14 protein-coding genes are annotated in these 14,622 nt (G+C 55.1%); 7 read left to right on the plus strand and 7 right to left on the minus strand.

What is annotated here, in order from left to right:
- Positions 1-31: 31 nt before the first annotated feature.
- Positions 32-1,267 (minus strand): MFS transporter, encoded by a 1,236-nt coding sequence (locus FS690_RS02250; RefSeq protein WP_039384873.1) that lies wholly within the window; start codon positions 1,265-1,267, stop codon positions 32-34.
- 90 nt (positions 1,268-1,357) lie between these two features.
- Entirely contained in the window at positions 1,358-2,833 is a 1,476-nt protein-coding gene (pyk, locus tag FS690_RS02255; protein ID WP_052246499.1) for a pyruvate kinase, read from the minus strand.
- 617 nt (positions 2,834-3,450) lie between these two features.
- Here pyk and zwf point away from each other — a divergent pair.
- Both zwf and FS690_RS02265 read left to right on the plus strand, forming a co-directional pair.
- Positions 3,451-4,929 carry a glucose-6-phosphate dehydrogenase gene (gene zwf / locus FS690_RS02260; protein ID WP_071668883.1) on the plus strand — a complete coding sequence of 493 codons (1,479 nt, stop codon included), beginning with the start codon at positions 3,451-3,453 and terminating at the stop codon, positions 4,927-4,929.
- 215 nt (positions 4,930-5,144) lie between these two features.
- Entirely contained in the window at positions 5,145-5,783 is a 639-nt protein-coding gene (locus tag FS690_RS02265; protein WP_094111070.1) for a bifunctional 4-hydroxy-2-oxoglutarate aldolase/2-dehydro-3-deoxy-phosphogluconate aldolase, read from the plus strand.
- A gap of 51 nt (positions 5,784-5,834) precedes the next feature.
- On the opposite strand, the gene purT is transcribed toward FS690_RS02265, so the two are convergent.
- A complete protein-coding gene (gene purT / locus FS690_RS02270) occupies positions 5,835-7,013 on the minus strand; it encodes a formate-dependent phosphoribosylglycinamide formyltransferase (protein ID WP_071668882.1) in 1,179 nt (392 codons plus the stop codon).
- 163 nt (positions 7,014-7,176) lie between these two features.
- Between purT and FS690_RS02275 the strand changes: the two genes are divergently transcribed.
- Together FS690_RS02275 and FS690_RS02280 are read left to right on the plus strand one after the other, a co-directional pair.
- The gene (locus FS690_RS02275) at positions 7,177-7,812 is read left to right on the plus strand and encodes a tellurite resistance TerB family protein (protein ID WP_108569389.1); all 636 of its coding nucleotides are present in this window, start codon (positions 7,177-7,179) and stop codon (positions 7,810-7,812) included.
- 95 nt (positions 7,813-7,907) lie between these two features.
- The gene (locus FS690_RS02280; protein ID WP_145339018.1) at positions 7,908-9,971 is read left to right on the plus strand and encodes a prolyl oligopeptidase family serine peptidase; all 2,064 of its coding nucleotides are present in this window, start codon (positions 7,908-7,910) and stop codon (positions 9,969-9,971) included.
- On the opposite strand, the gene exoX is transcribed toward FS690_RS02280, so the two are convergent.
- Complete coding sequence (gene exoX, locus FS690_RS02285; protein ID WP_071668880.1) at positions 9,965-10,633, minus strand: exodeoxyribonuclease X; 669 nt, start codon at positions 10,631-10,633, stop codon at positions 9,965-9,967. The two genes, FS690_RS02280 and exoX, sit on opposite strands and share 7 nt — an antisense overlap.
- Before the next feature lie 3 nt (positions 10,634-10,636).
- A complete protein-coding gene (locus FS690_RS02290; protein ID WP_039385974.1) occupies positions 10,637-10,867 on the minus strand; it encodes a DNA polymerase III subunit theta in 231 nt (76 codons plus the stop codon).
- 191 nt (positions 10,868-11,058) lie between these two features.
- On the opposite strand from FS690_RS02290, the gene FS690_RS02295 reads away from it, so the two are divergent.
- A complete protein-coding gene (locus FS690_RS02295) occupies positions 11,059-11,406 on the plus strand; it encodes a YebY family protein (RefSeq protein WP_233499556.1) in 348 nt (115 codons plus the stop codon).
- A 374-nt stretch (positions 11,407-11,780) separates the two neighbouring features.
- Here the strand turns inward: FS690_RS02295 and FS690_RS02300 are convergent, their stop codons facing one another.
- A complete protein-coding gene (locus FS690_RS02300; protein ID WP_145339019.1) occupies positions 11,781-12,536 on the minus strand; it encodes a glycosyltransferase family 25 protein in 756 nt (251 codons plus the stop codon).
- Between the two features lie 1,081 nt (positions 12,537-13,617).
- Positions 13,618-13,788: a hypothetical protein gene (locus tag FS690_RS18305; protein ID WP_039384855.1), complete on the minus strand. Its 171-nt coding sequence runs from the start codon at positions 13,786-13,788 to the stop codon at positions 13,618-13,620.
- Positions 13,789-13,990: 202 nt separating this feature from the next.
- On the opposite strand from FS690_RS18305, the gene FS690_RS02310 reads away from it, so the two are divergent.
- Complete coding sequence (locus tag FS690_RS02310; protein ID WP_039384852.1) at positions 13,991-14,197, plus strand: hypothetical protein; 207 nt, start codon at positions 13,991-13,993, stop codon at positions 14,195-14,197.
- A 137-nt stretch (positions 14,198-14,334) separates the two neighbouring features.
- Positions 14,335-14,472, plus strand: a complete 138-nt coding sequence (locus FS690_RS18310) for a hypothetical protein (RefSeq protein WP_158086430.1) — start codon at positions 14,335-14,337, stop codon at positions 14,470-14,472.
- The last annotated feature ends 150 nt before the right edge of the window (positions 14,473-14,622 follow it).

Here is a 14,622-nt window from a genome sequence, read left to right on the forward strand (position 1 = left end):
GCTACCCGCAGTGCGTAGCGGCAGCGCACGGTTATACGACCTCTTCGACCCTGCTCAGTCGTCTGCGCTCACGCAGAAACAGCGTAACCAGCACAAACCACAGCAGACCCGCAGCAAAATTCAGCGTACTGAACCACGGCGTCCCCCCGTGAAAATAGCCCGCTTTAGCCAGCTCAATGCCCGCTGCCAGCGTCAGGATGCTGATCATTCCCAGCATAGCGGCAATACTGCCTTTGCCTTCACTGCTGGCGTAAAGCGTCAGGCGATAGAGACCGGCATTCACCATGCCAGCCCCGAACGCGTAGAGACTGAGTCCGGCGGTTAACAGCAGGTAAGTATGACTGTTCATCAGGTTGGCAATCAGCGCAATGCCGAGTCCGATTAAGATGGGCCAGGCGGCCAGTTTTACCGGCTGTTCAATCGGTACGCGGCCTGCCAGTTTGCCCAGCGTCAGATTGCCGGCAATCATAGCCAGAAACACCGGCAGCTGGAGCAGGGCATAATGCATGCGCGACAGGCCCTCATCGTGCATAAGGATCACCGGAGACAGCGCCACCCACGTTAGAATGGGAATAAACACCAGGCCGATAGCAAAGGAACCGTACATCACCTGTTTGTCACGTGCCAGCCGGCCATAGCCGCGCGCCAGCACCGGCAGCGCTACGGAGCGACTGCGATCGCCTGCCGTTTCCGGCATGATGCGCCACAGTAAAATAAACGCTATCACGCTGCAGATCGCAAACAGCCAGAACATACTGCGCCAGCTGCCTGCGGTAAGCCATGCCGCCCCGGCCAGCGGACCGGCCAGCGGCGCCAGCAGCGCCACATTCGCCATCAGAGCCATTACCCGCACCGCGAGCGCCTCTTCAAACGCTTCCTGCACCGCCGCATAGCTGACGGCGCCAATAAAGCAGAGGCTGATGCCCTGAACAAAGCGCAGCGTGACAAACTGCTCAATTGTGCTGACCCAGGTGGTAAGGATGCAGGCCAGCACAAAAAACAGGATGCCGGAAAGCAATACCGGACGCCGGCCATACTTATCTGATAGCGGGCCCAGCAGCCACTGCAGCACCACGCCGCCCATCAGATAGGCAGTCAGAGAGGTGGAGACCCACTGCGGGCCGACGGCAAACTCCTGCGTGACCAGCAGCATGCCGGGCTGGATCATGTCATGAGCGATATAAGTAGCGAACTCAAACAGGACCAGCGCCAGTGGAAACAGCAGCGTACGTCCGGTTAAGCGGGCAATAGGTTGGTAGCGGGCCATCAAGCCTCCCTGAAAATGCAAAATAAAACGCGACCGCCAGAGCAGTCGCGTTTGTCCATTTTTACAGCCGCTACGCGTAACGCGTCGGCGTTAGTCGACGCGCAGCACGCGGCTGGTGTTGGTGGTACCGGTTGCGCCCATCACATCGCCCTGGGTGACAATCACCAGGTCGCCGGAGACGAGGAAACCTTTATCGCGCAGCAGATTTACCGCGTCGTGGGCGGCAGCCACACCGTCGTTGTTGCTGTCAAAATAGACCGGCGTCACGCCGCGATAGAGAGCGGTCAGGTTCAGCGTACGCTCATGGCGCGACATCGCAAAAATCGGCAAACCTGACGTGATACGTGACGTCATTAGCGCGGTACGGCCTGATTCGGTCATGGTAATAATGGCAGAAACACCCTGCAGATGGTTTGCCGCATACATAGCTGACATCGCGATCGCTTCTTCGACGTTATCAAACTGTACGTCCAGGCGATGTTTGGAGACGTTTACGCTTGGGATCTTTTCAGCGCCGAGGCAGACTTTCGCCATCGCAGAAACGGTTTCCGCCGGATATTGCCCGGCTGCGGTTTCCGCTGACAGCATCACGGCGTCAGTACCATCCAGTACGGCGTTGGCCACATCCATCACTTCCGCACGGGTTGGCATGGGATTGGTGATCATCGATTCCATCATCTGCGTGGCGGTAATGATGGTGCGGTTCAGCTGACGGGCGCGACGGATCAGCGCTTTCTGAATACCAACCAGTTCCGGATCGCCGATTTCAACGCCCAGATCGCCGCGCGCCACCATAACAACGTCAGACGCGAGGATAATATCATCCATTGCTTCCTGTGTCGCAACCGCTTCTGCGCGCTCCACTTTGGCCACCAGCTTTGCATCACAGCCGGCGTCGCGAGCCAGACGACGGGCGTAGTTCATATCTTCGCCATTGCGCGGGAATGACACCGCCAGATAATCAACGCCGATTTTTGCCGCCGTGACGATATCCAGCTTATCTTTTTCAGTCAGCGCTTCGGCAGAGAGGCCGCCGCCCAGCTTGTTGATACCTTTGTTATTAGAGAGCGGACCACCGACGGTAACTTCAGTGAAGACTTTCACATCCTGCACCTCCAGCACCTTCAGCTGTACGCGGCCATCATCGAGCAGCAGAATATCGCCCGGCACGACATCTTCCGGCAATCCTTTGTAATCGATGCCGACTTTTTCTTTGTCGCCTTCACCTTTGCTCAGGTTCGCATCAAGCAGAAAACGATCGCCGACGCTGAGAAATACTTTCCCTTCTTTAAACGTAGAGACGCGGATTTTTGGCCCCTGCAGGTCGCCGAGAATCGCCACGTGACGCCCCAGCTTGGCGGCTATCTGACGTACGCGATCGGCGCGCTGCTGGTGATCTTCGGGCGTGCCGTGGGAGAAATTAAGGCGTACTACGTTAGCGCCTGCCGCGATGATTTTTTCAAGGTTATTGTCGCGGTCGGTTGCCGGGCCGAGGGTAGTAACAATCTTGGTTCTTCTGAGACGACGTGACGGGGATTTTGAGATGAAAGCTGTAGGGCTGGTCATTCGGTGATCCTTTTATTCTATCTGATTGATTGGCATTAAATTTACAATGCGCGTGTCTCTGTTTGGCTATTGATACTGCTTCCAGGGTGTTGACGCAAAAGGGCTTGAAGTATTAACGCCAGGTAAACGCTTACACCTAAGGTACACCAAATGTCTGACCCTGTTAAGATGGGTCTGCTTTGTCAAAGTGCGGAGCGATCTATCACGCTAAAACGCGGCACAGGATAACCCCGGTTTTGCTTGCGCATTTTTAGCATCGGTATAACACGGCTGCATAGCAGAGCTAAAATGCGCCCGAACGGCACCGCACAGACATGAAAGCGCTTACATCACCATGATTTAGTAAAAATTTGCTCTGTGAAGCACGCCTTCGCGCAGCGGCAGATAAATGCGAAGCTGAATTCTTTGTCATACTTCTGCAGGCCCCGTCTGTAATGACTGACGTAAACCCTGGTCAGGGACGCCGGCCTGTTGGTTACGCGACGTCGCGATGAACAGCGGGACGCTCGCTTGTCCTGGCGCGGCGAAAAAAGTACATTGTGCCGTAAGAACATGACAATAAAGGTCCGGGATGGTGAGGATGCACATCCGGGAGATCCTGCAACGAGGAGAGGAAAATGGCGGTAACACAAACAGCCCAGGCATGCGATCTGGTGATTTTCGGTGCCAAAGGCGATCTTGCACGCCGTAAACTGTTGCCTTCGCTGTATCAGCTGGAGAAAGCTGGTCAGATCCACGAAACCACCCGTATTATCGGAGTAGGGCGTGCGGAGTGGGATAAAGCGGCTTATACCAAAGTGGTACGCGAGGCGCTGGAAACCTTCATGAAAGAGAAGATTGATGAAGCGCTGTGGGATAAGCTCAGCGGCCGTCTCGACTTCTGTAACCTCGATGTGAACGATACAACGCATTTTACCAAACTGGGTAAAATGCTCGATCAAAAAGAGCGCGTAACCATTAACTACTTTGCTATGCCACCGAGCACGTTCGGTGCCATTTGTGAAGGGCTTGGCGCAGCGAAGCTGAACGCAAAACCTGCCCGCGTGGTAATGGAAAAGCCGCTGGGTACCTCTCTGGAAACCTCGCGTGAAATCAACGACAGCGTGGGTAAATTCTTTGACGAGAGCCAGGTGTTCCGTATTGACCACTATCTGGGCAAAGAGACGGTGCTGAATCTGCTGGCGCTGCGCTTTGCTAACTCAATCTTTGTGAATAACTGGGACAACCGCACCATCGACCACGTGCAGATCACCGTGGCAGAGGAGGTGGGGATTGAAGGCCGCTGGGGTTATTTTGATAAAGCGGGCCAGATGCGCGACATGATTCAGAACCACCTGCTGCAGGTACTGACCATGATTGCTATGTCACCGCCCTCCGATCTCAGTGCAGATGCAATCCGCGATGAGAAAGTAAAAGTACTGCGTTCACTGCGCCGGATCGATCAAACCAACGTGCGTGAAAAAACCGTACGCGGTCAGTACACGGCAGGATTTGTACAGGGTAAAAAAGTACCGGGCTATCTGGAAGAGGAGGGCGCTAACAAGCAGAGCGCAACCGAGACTTTCGTGGCTATTCGCGTTGATATTGATAACTGGCGCTGGGCGGGTGTACCTTTCTACCTGCGCACCGGCAAACGTCTGCCTTCCAAATGCTCTGAGGTCGTCGTCTATTTCAAGAACCCGGAGATGAACCTGTTCAAAGACTCCTATTCTGAACTGCCGCAGAACAAACTCACTATTCGTCTGCAGCCGGATGAAGGTGTGGATATCGAGATCCTTAACAAAGTACCAGGGCTGGATCACAAGCATAAGCTGCAGACCACTAAGCTGGATCTGAGCTATTCAGAAACCTTTAATCAGTCACATCTGGCGGATGCCTATGAGCGTCTGCTGCTGGAATCGATGCGCGGCATTCAGGCGCTGTTTGTCCGTCGCGATGAGGTAGAAGCGGCATGGGGCTGGGTGGATTCGATTATCGAGGCCTGGAATGCGGATGGCGATGCCTCTAAACCGTATCAGGCAGGCACCTGGGGCCCGGTGGCTTCCGTTGCGATGATCACCCGCGACGGCCGTTCATGGAACGAATTTAGCGAGTAATCGCCCGTCGTATGGATGCGCTATTCAGACTCAACCAATACCTCTGCCATGCAGGGGTATTTTTTTGCGCAGCGCGTGCCAACGCCCATAGCAGAGAGAGTCCACAGCAGCATCACCACGTGGTGTTGCATAGACGCAAAGCCGTTTTATCTTGTATGGTAAAGCGCTAATGATGAGAACGCAGCCGTCGGGGCTGCGGTGACCAGGGAAACCTCATGAAGAACTGGAAGATAAGTGCAGAGCAGGTGCTGAGCACCGGGCCGGTCGTGCCGGTTATTGTAGTAAAGCAGCCTGAGCACGCTGTGCCGATGGCAAAAGCGCTGGTCGCAGGCGGTATCCGGGTGCTGGAGGTGACGCTGCGTACGCCGGTTGCGATGGATGCGCTGCGCGCCATTATTCGTGAGGTGCCGGAAGCGATTGTGGGCGCCGGTACGGTTATCAACACGCAACAGCTGAAAGAGGTCACGGATGCAGGCGCGCAGTTTGTGATAAGCCCGGGACTGACCGAATCGCTGCTGCGGGCCGCAACAGAGGGGCCGGTACCGCTGATCCCGGGGATAAGCACCGTATCAGAGCTGATGATGGGTATGGATCATGGCCTGCGCGAATTCAAGTTCTTCCCGGCTGAAGCCAGCGGCGGCGTAAAGGCGCTTTCCGCGCTTGCCGGACCTTTTCCGCAGGTACGGTTTTGCCCGACCGGCGGCATTTCACCGGCAAACTATCGTGACTATCTGGCGCTGAAAAGCGTGCTGTGTATCGGCGGCTCGTGGCTGGTACCGGATGAGGCGCTGCAGCAGGGCGACTGGGAGCGGATCACGCAGCTGGCGCGTGAGGCGATAGCGGGCGCGCGGTAGCCCGGGAAGCAGATATCTGGCAGCAGGCGCGTTGACCTGCTGCCAGCGCTGTCAGCCTTCGGCAGTTATCGCGGCCGCGCTGGCGACGGCGCGCGCCACCGCTTCTTCCGTGTTCTCTCCGGTTGCCAGCGCCACGCCCAGGCGCCGCTGTCCGCTGATCTCCGGTTTACCAAACAGACGCAGCTGCAGACCCGCGCCCAGCGCGGCATCAACGTGCGCAAAGCGCACATCCTGACTCTCCAGCTGCGGCAGGATCACGGCTGACGCCGCCGGTCCATACTGGCGAATACTGCCGATCGGCAGCCCGAGAAACGCCCGCACGTGCAGAGCGAACTCAGAGAGATCCTGAGAAATCAGCGTCACCATGCCGGTATCATGCGGGCGGGGCGACACTTCGCTGAACACCACCTCATCACCACAAACGAACAGCTCAACGCCAAACAGGCCATATCCACCCAGCGCGTTTACCACGCTGGCCGCAATCTCCTGCGCCCGTGCGAGGGCAGCGGCGCTCATCTGCTGCGGCTGCCAGGATTCGCGGTAATCTCCCTCCTCCTGGCGATGGCCGATCGGGGCGCAGAAGTGGATGCCGTCAACGGCGCTGACCGTCAGCAGCGTAATTTCGAAATCGAATCTGACCACGCCTTCAACAATCACCCGGCCCGCACCGGCACGGCCACCCTGCTGGGCATAATCCCACGCCTGCTGCAGCGCGTCCGCGCTGCGAATAAAGCTCTGACCTTTGCCGGATGAACTCATCACCGGCTTCACGATGCAGGGAAACCCTATCGCTTCCGCTGCGGTAAAAAAGTGCGCCTGGCTGTCGGCAAACTGATAGCGTGAGGTGGGCAGGTTCAGTTCTTCGGCGGCCAGACGACGGATCCCCTCCCGGTTCATGGTCAGGCGTGCAGCGCGAGCAGTCGGCACCACTTTCTGCCCCCGGGCTTCAAGCTCAACCAGCGTATCGGTGGCAATCGCCTCAATTTCCGGCACCACAAAGTGCGGCTGTTCACGGGCGATCAGTGCAGCCAGCGCCTCGCCATCCAGCATATTGATTACGTGGCTGCGATGCGCAACCTGCATCGCCGGCGCATCGGCATAGCGATCAACAGCGATCACTTCCACACCTAAACGCTGGCACTCCAGCGCGACCTCTTTACCCAGCTCGCCTGAGCCCAGCAGCATAACGCGCGTGGCACCGGGTCGCAGTGCCGTTCCGAGAGTTGTCATACCTGTCACCTTAGCAGTCAAAAAAGCGCCGGCAGTATATACGAAAACGTTTGCGCGCTCACGTTTTACGCCGGTAAAGATTTTCCGTACTTTGCCCGCTCTGACATTTTCTGACGCAGGTTGCGCCAGGATAAAGCGGGCTAACTTAAACGGGAGTTAAACAATGAATCAGTGGCTGCAGCAGCTTCAGACGGTTCTGGCAAAGAAAAAGGGCGGGACTTCCGGGTTGGGTGACCTCCTGGGGCCCGGGGCACTGGGTGGACTGGCAGGCGTGCTGGCGGGCAGCAAATCGTCACGTAAACTGCTGACAAAATTTGGCGGCAAGGCGCTGCTGCTGGGCGGCGGTGCGGCAGCCGGTGCGCTGTTATGGAATAAATATAAAGATCGTATCCGCACAGCGTATTCGTCCGCATCCGGCACTGACGGGCAGCAAACGCCGCCTGACCAGCGCGCAGAACGGCTGATCGCTGCGCTGGTATTTGCTGCCAAAAGTGATGGTCATATCGATGAGGCTGAACAGGCTGCAATTGAGAAACAGATTCAGCAGGCGGGCTATGGCGCGCAGGCGGAAAGCCTGATTAAGCAGGCGATGGCGCGTCCGCTCGATCCGCAGTGGCTGGCGGCTGGAGTAAAAAATGAAGAGGAGGCGCTGGAGCTATACGTGCTCAGCTGTGCAGCTGTCGATATCGACCACTTTATGGAGCGCAGTTATCTCACCGCGCTGGGCGATGCGCTGAATATTCCGGAGGATGTTCGTGACGGGATCCAGCGAGACATCGCCGCAGAATCTGCTGGCTGAGAGGTCGGAAACAGCTGCGCCTGCGGCAGTTCTGGCATTCCCGCCTGATTGGTGCCACGCTTGCATAAAACGATTTCTCCGGGAGAAACCGCGTTATGAAACAGCCGCAGGCAAAAAAAATTCCGCAAGTCATGACTTTGCATGGCGATACGCGCACCGATGATTATTTCTGGCTGCGCGATGACGATCGTGAAGACCCCAGCGTGCTCGCCTATCTGCAGGAGGAGAACCGCTACGGCAGGGCGATGATGGCGTCGCAGAATGCGCTGCAGGAGAAGGTGCTGAAAGAGATTGTCGATCGTATTCCGGGTCAGGACTATTCCGTGCCCTATACGAAAAACGGCTTTCGCTATCAGCGCCGCTATGAGGCTGGCAACGAATATGCAGCGTTTTATCGGCAGCCGGTTGAGGGCGGAGCGGACGCACCCTGGCAGCTGCTGCTTGACGGCAACCGGCGCGCTGCGCACAGCGACTTCTACACCATGGGAGCGCTGGATATCAGCCCGGACAATCAGGTTATGGCACTGGCGGAAGATTTTTTATCGCGCCGTCAGTATGGTATCCGCTTTCGTAACCTGCAGAGCGGCAGCTGGTATCCTGAAGTATTACATAACGCCTCATCCAGCGTAGCCTGGGCAAACGACTCGCGTACGCTTTACTATGTGCGCAAACATCCGAAAACGCTGCTGGCGTATCAGATATGGCGCCATGAGCTGGGCCATCCGCAGAGTGATGACCAGCTGGTATATGAAGAGAAGGATGAGAGCTTTCATCTTAGCGTGCATAAAACCACGTCAGAGCACTTTATTCTGATTGCGCTCTTCAGCACCACCACCAGCGAGATCCTGCTGCTGGACGCGGAGTATCCTGACGCGCAGCCGCAGGTATTCTGCCCGCGCCGGCGCGATCACGAATACAGCATCGACCACTATAACCACAATTTTTATATCCGCTCGAACCGCGACGGCAAGAACTTCGGTCTCTACCGCAGCGCCTGGCTGGCGGAGCAGCGCTGGGAGACGCTGATACCGGCGCGCGAGCACGTCGTTCTGGAGGATTTCCAGCTGTTTCGCAGCTGGCTGGTAGTAGAAGAGCGCCAGCGCGGCGTCAGTACTTTGCGGCAGATTAACCGCGCCAGCGGCGAGAGCTATGGTATCGCGTTTGACGATCCCGCCTATGTGACCTGGCTGGCGTTTAACCCCACGCCGGAGAGCGATACGCTGCGCTACGGCTACTCCTCGATGACCACGCCCGATACGCTGTTTGAACTGAATATGGAGACCGGGGAGCGGCGCATCCTCAAACAGACGCCGATACCAGGCTTTGATCCGGATGAGTACAGAAGTGAGCACCAGTGGATCAAAACGCGCGACGGTACCGAAGTGCCGGTATCGCTGGTTTATCATCGGAAATATTTTCAGCGCGGTAAAAATCCGCTGCTGGTCTATGGCTATGGCGCCTACGGCAGCACAATGGAGGCGAACTTTAGCGCCAGCCGCGTCAGCCTGCTGCAGCGCGGTTTTATCTATGCCATTGTGCACGTCCGCGGCGGGGGCGAGCTGGGCCAGCAGTGGTATGACAGCGGCCGTCTGATGCATAAGATGAACAGCTTCACCGATTTTATCGACGTGACGCAGGGACTGGTGGCCAAAGGCTATGGCGATCCGCAGCGTCTCTACGCCATGGGCGGTAGCGCGGGCGGGCTGCTGATGGGCGCGGTTGTCAATATGGCACCGACCCTGTTCCACGGCGTGGTAGCGCAGGTGCCGTTTGTGGATGTGGTGACAACCATGCTCGATCCCACTATCCCGTTAACCACCGGCGAGTATGATGAGTGGGGCAATCCGGAACAGCCCGACGCCTATCACTACATCAGCCGTTACAGCCCCTATGATAATGTGACCGCGCAGGCGTATCCGCATCTGCTGATCACCACGGGGTTGCACGATTCACAGGTGCAGTACTGGGAGCCCGCCAAGTGGGTGGCAAAGCTGCGCGAATATAAAACCAGTGACGCGCTGCTGCTGCTCTGTACCGACATGGATTCCGGCCACGGTGGCAAGTCGGGACGCTTCAAATCCTATGAGGGCGTTGCGCAGGAGTTTACGTTCCTGATTGCGCTGGCGCAGGGCAGCCTGCCGGATCGGGTGGATTACTGATCGTCTTTGACATATTTACGCAGCGCCTGCCGCAGCGGCGGGCGCAGATCGCGGACATTGTCCAGTACCCAGCGCAGATAACCCGGATCGCGGCGCGCAATAGCGCTGATACTCTGTCCGCGATATTTGCCAAACGGAAAGATATCGCCGGAGAGCGCAGCCGGTTCAGTCCGGCTTACCATCTCCGCCGGACTCCAGCCGGAGATCTCCATAATACGGATCAGCAGCGCGGCGGTAACGTAGCAGTCATAAAGCGCGCGGTGTGCATGCAGGTCTGCAGGCGGCGTCACCTCAAGTTTCAGGCTGTGCCGCAGCGCCTGATTACCATATTTAATGCCGGGCCACAGTTTGCGCGCCAGCGTCATGGTACAGATCCATTCACCCGGCATGGCGGGCAGCATGCGGCGGTCAAAGCTGGCGTTATGAGCCACATAGTGCGGGCTGCCGTGATAGCGGCTGATGATCGCTTCTATCGGAGGTTTATCCGCCACCATCGCTTCTGTGATGCGATGCACCATCATTGCCTGACGACTGATAGGGCGATCCGGGCAGACCAGATCGCTCATCGGATTGACAATCTGCCCGTCAATGACATCCACCGAGGCGATCTCTACCACGCCGCCCTGCAGGCCGCAGGTTTCTGTATCTATCACGCGTAACATAGGTTATTTCTGCTTAGGTTCGTAGGGCAGGCGGGAGAGGCTGAGCGAAGCCTGGCGATAGTGCATCAGGCGCTGACGGAACCAGTCGCGCAGCGCTTCCGGCTGCTCGCGTTCAACCATCTCCGCCACGACCGGCATATTGTAGCGCTCTTTGAACGCGACGCCTGCCGCCGCCAGCTCAACGTTGACCTTGTCTTTCTCTTCCTGCGACAGCTGTGCAAGATTATAACGCATGCTTTTCTCCTGATAATCAGCGGCAAAAATAATGGTTTCATGCAGCAGGATCAAGGGCAACCGGATCGCACTGCAGGTCTCGACACGCTGAATCGGGCGGCGTATCCTGCTGCCACATCAGCGGCAGCGCCGGAAAACCCGCCGGGTAATCTGTCTGCCTGCCGTGTCAGTGAAGATGAAATGAGGTCAATATTTTGCTGAAAAAAGTGATTCCTGCCTGCCTGCTGCTGGCGCTCTGCAGCCAGGCGCTGGCGGGCGAAATTATTACGGTCAGTCGTTTTGAAATCGGTAAGGCAAAGTGGCCCTTCACGCGTGAAGAGGTGATGCTGACCTGTGAAAAGGATGGCGCACTGTTTGCCATTAACCCCAGCACGCTACTGCAGTACCCGCTGAATGAAAAAGCGCTGGCGCGTGCCGATGCGGGGCAGGGCACGCTGCAGTCGATTAATACTATCCTGGCAGATGATAAGGCGCATCACGGCAGTAAAATGTCGCTACAGCCGATTATCGATCGCGCGCAGCAGCTGTGCGTTAAGTAAAAGCCGGCAGACGCCGCCGTCAAAAAGCGTTGCAGGCGTCTGGTAGTGCCAGCGCGATCACAGAGTTGGCAGCTTTCCGGCTCGCCTCAGGCTGCTTGCTGGACAATGTTCGCCGTTGGACTACCTTTAAAAGGCAAGGCACCTCGCCTTCAAAAATGCCAACTTTTAGCGCACGGCTCACTACGAGCCATTTCCCTGGACCCGATACAGGAATCGTATTGGGTCTTTTTTTAACTGGTTGTTATTGAAAGATAACTCAGGGGTTTCCCAGCATTTACCCGACATCTCACTCCGGACGGCACTCTCACCTATTCTGAATACGTAAGTCAAGGCGCTATCAGATAGCCAGTAAGCTACCTGACAGGAGTGAAGCGTTATCCCTTTCCCTGATCCACTATTTTATAAAACAGTGGAACGAGCGCTCGCCGGTAACGGTGTTTTAACCTGGCTTTTAGCGGTCGTGATGACATAAGTTGATTCCAGATAGCCTTTTTTTGCCGGGCAATCTCACTCATATCATTATTACCGTTTATTGTAGACTGGCTGGCTTCTTCAGAGAGTTGAACCGGATGCGGAATCACTGAAAAAACGCTTACAAAAGCGTGCTCTTCAAAAAGCGTCCACTTATCTGCAGTGATCCAGACAGGATGCAGGTTTTTTAAGAGAGATTGCGCGGCTTTGTGGTTAATTACGTATGAGTGAGTGGTGGTGGCCTGCAGCGTTTTATGCAGAGTATGTTTATGGGTTAAATGAGAGACAGGCGATAATAAATAACTGTTTGCACGGCTAAAAAGGATCACTTCTGGTCTGTGGCTGGCGGGCTTTATTTTTTCCAGTACGTCCCTGGCTTCGCGAGTGAAAATAATGTCATCTTCCAGAATCATTGCCGCTTCAATATTGCTGTCGACGATTTTCTGGTAAATTTTTTGATGACTTAATGCACACCCAATCTCTCCGGGTAAAAACGCATAATTAATGGTTGCGCTTGCGGCAGCTCGTTCATCGGCTGTCATGAGCGTGCCATCGACCGCTTCGACAAATTCATAATCAAGATTAAGTGCATCAAGCTGGGATGCAATTTTATTCCGTCTTTCGACCGATCTTTTTAAGTTTACAATAAAAATTTTCATTATCTGCCGTGCGCGATGTGCGGTTCCTTTACATTCCTGACCTGAATAATGCAGATATTATCATATAAACAATCTTGCTGAGTATATGGCCTCAGTTGGTAACAGGCTGCGTTCTGCAGGTTGTAAGCCGGACAAAACAGGTTAAAAGTTTGCCTTATTGCTGAAACAGGCTACGCTTAAAGGGTGACAACTCAATGCGCCGCATCTAACGACGGACTGTTTGCTAATCAATGATGATCAACAGGCGCACCAATTCAGGGCTCTGCTTCGGCAGGGCCTTTCCTTTGCCCGCTGCTGCCCGCAAAGCGCGCGCAGCAGCGGGTAAAGCGCTCACTCCAGCAGATAAATACCTGCAACGAGTGTGCCTACAGAAATAATGTGCAGTAGCTCAGTCATGGTTCGCCCTCCCGGATATGTACAGACAAAGTCAAGGACGGATATCACACTTCGTCAAATTTAATCATGCCGGGTGATTATTCTGAAACAGCATTATCGCCCTGCGTTTTGTCTGAATTCAGCGTGACGGCGGTGACGCTGACAGACCGCTAACTGATTAAGTTCAGAGAATAAAGTGGTTTACCTGCCGCACTAACTTCAGGTTGCGCTGTCTCAGTTACAGATGTTTTAGTCCGTATCGATCTTAAAAACACAGCAAAACTCTTTTTTTGTACTATATTGTTATAGCAAAGGGTGAGTTTTGTAAAAAAGAGTCATGCTGTACCCTTAACAATAAACAGACAGGCCGCGAAAGGCCGTTTTAAACCAAAGGATATAAAAATTATTTCAGTTTCAATTTCTATGCGTTGCCCTCACTGTCTGGGCTCGCAGTATCGCAAATCCGCATTTGACGTTTCTGAGAAGAATCCGGCGGGTGCTAAGTGCATATTCTGTAAAACAGCGATGGTTGCTCTTAACCCTGCGGCGATGAATACGTTAGCTAAGCTTAAAATGAATAACGATATGCTTCACAGATAACCGATCTCTGCCACGCAAAAGGCCACCTCAGGGTGGCCTTTTTACTTGTTGCGGACGACAGCATCTACCCCGATGGCTACAGAATAATCCAGCGCCTGGCAGGCGCTCAGGCTTCAGGCTGGCCTGCCGGGCCTTTACTCATCGGCCCGCCGGGCACCGGATGCTCCATCGGCGGAGCAGGGCGGCCATCCGGACCCAGCGGGCGTTCCGGCTGCTGACAACCGGCCAGCATCAGCAGGCTGGCAGAGATAATTAATCCACTAAAAAACAGCTTCATCAGAGACTCCTTGATTAACAGGCAACCCGGCGTTGCACATTAACCCTAGCTGATAAATCTGTGCGCTGACGGCAGCGGCTGGCTTAATTTTATCGTCCTGATTAAAACAGCTGTAAGGCCAGATTTTTATCTCAGACGTCGCCATTCATGGCGTCATTGCTTCTGTTGCCTATACTTAGGTTCTTGATGACAGGAGGCGAACATGTTCAAACATAACAGTAATGAAGAGCGTAAACATGAGGGCGATGTAGCCAAAGGATTGCCTGAAGCGGCCCCCTCTGCCGGAAATGCGTATGAAGAGGATGACCATCCGGTTCAGGACGCGCCGGATGAGCATGGCGAAATTCCTCGTACGCGTGACAGCAGTGAAGATGAAAAGAAAGATCCCTGGGAAGATAAAGGGAAATAACGCGTAGACGCTAAATAAGAGTGGTGTGACATTTATCTTTTTTTCTGCGGCTGGCGCACATATCCCTCAGGCTGCCGCAGAGCGTCAGACAGCAGTGCCTATACTGAAAATACCCAACCCAGGGTCAGGAGGTAAATATGTCAGAACGTCCAGAAGATATTCAGCCTATCCCCGATGATGGACAGGCACCCGGTGCAGATGAAGATTTGCCCATGGATGACGGTGCTGTGCCCAATGATGACGCGCTTCCTGTGGATGACACGCGCAGAATCTGATCGGGATGTATTTACCACTCAGTTAACCCGTATGGCCTGACGCTATACGGGTTTTTTAATGAGCGCTTCTCTGGCTGTACCTGAGATCGGGAAAGAGTAAAGCAGCGTTATACTGCCTGAAATGGTATAAAATGCCCTGGTTTCGTATAT

The sequence above is a fragment of the Pantoea sp. PSNIH1 genome, assembly GCF_007680655.1.
Lineage (GTDB): Bacteria > Pseudomonadota > Gammaproteobacteria > Enterobacterales > Enterobacteriaceae > Pantoea > Pantoea eucrina.

Coding starts and splice junctions, on each gene's coding strand:
- FS690_RS02250 (WP_039384873.1), bottom strand. CDS start 1,267: ATGGCCCGCTACCAACCTATTGCCCGCTTAACCGGACGTACGCTGCTG.
- pyk (WP_052246499.1), bottom strand. CDS start 2,833: ATGACCAGCCCTACAGCTTTCATCTCAAAATCCCCGTCACGTCGTCTC.
- zwf (WP_071668883.1), top strand. CDS start 3,451: ATGGCGGTAACACAAACAGCCCAGGCATGCGATCTGGTGATTTTCGGT.
- FS690_RS02265 (WP_094111070.1), top strand. CDS start 5,145: ATGAAGAACTGGAAGATAAGTGCAGAGCAGGTGCTGAGCACCGGGCCG.
- purT (WP_071668882.1), bottom strand. CDS start 7,013: ATGACAACTCTCGGAACGGCACTGCGACCCGGTGCCACGCGCGTTATG.
- FS690_RS02275 (WP_108569389.1), top strand. CDS start 7,177: ATGAATCAGTGGCTGCAGCAGCTTCAGACGGTTCTGGCAAAGAAAAAG.
- FS690_RS02280 (WP_145339018.1), top strand. CDS start 7,908: ATGAAACAGCCGCAGGCAAAAAAAATTCCGCAAGTCATGACTTTGCAT.
- exoX (WP_071668880.1), bottom strand. CDS start 10,633: ATGTTACGCGTGATAGATACAGAAACCTGCGGCCTGCAGGGCGGCGTG.
- FS690_RS02290 (WP_039385974.1), bottom strand. CDS start 10,867: ATGCGTTATAATCTTGCACAGCTGTCGCAGGAAGAGAAAGACAAGGTC.
- FS690_RS02300 (WP_145339019.1), bottom strand. CDS start 12,536: ATGAAAATTTTTATTGTAAACTTAAAAAGATCGGTCGAAAGACGGAAT.
- FS690_RS18305 (WP_039384855.1), bottom strand. CDS start 13,788: ATGAAGCTGTTTTTTAGTGGATTAATTATCTCTGCCAGCCTGCTGATG.
- FS690_RS02310 (WP_039384852.1), top strand. CDS start 13,991: ATGTTCAAACATAACAGTAATGAAGAGCGTAAACATGAGGGCGATGTA.
- FS690_RS18310 (WP_158086430.1), top strand. CDS start 14,335: ATGTCAGAACGTCCAGAAGATATTCAGCCTATCCCCGATGATGGACAG.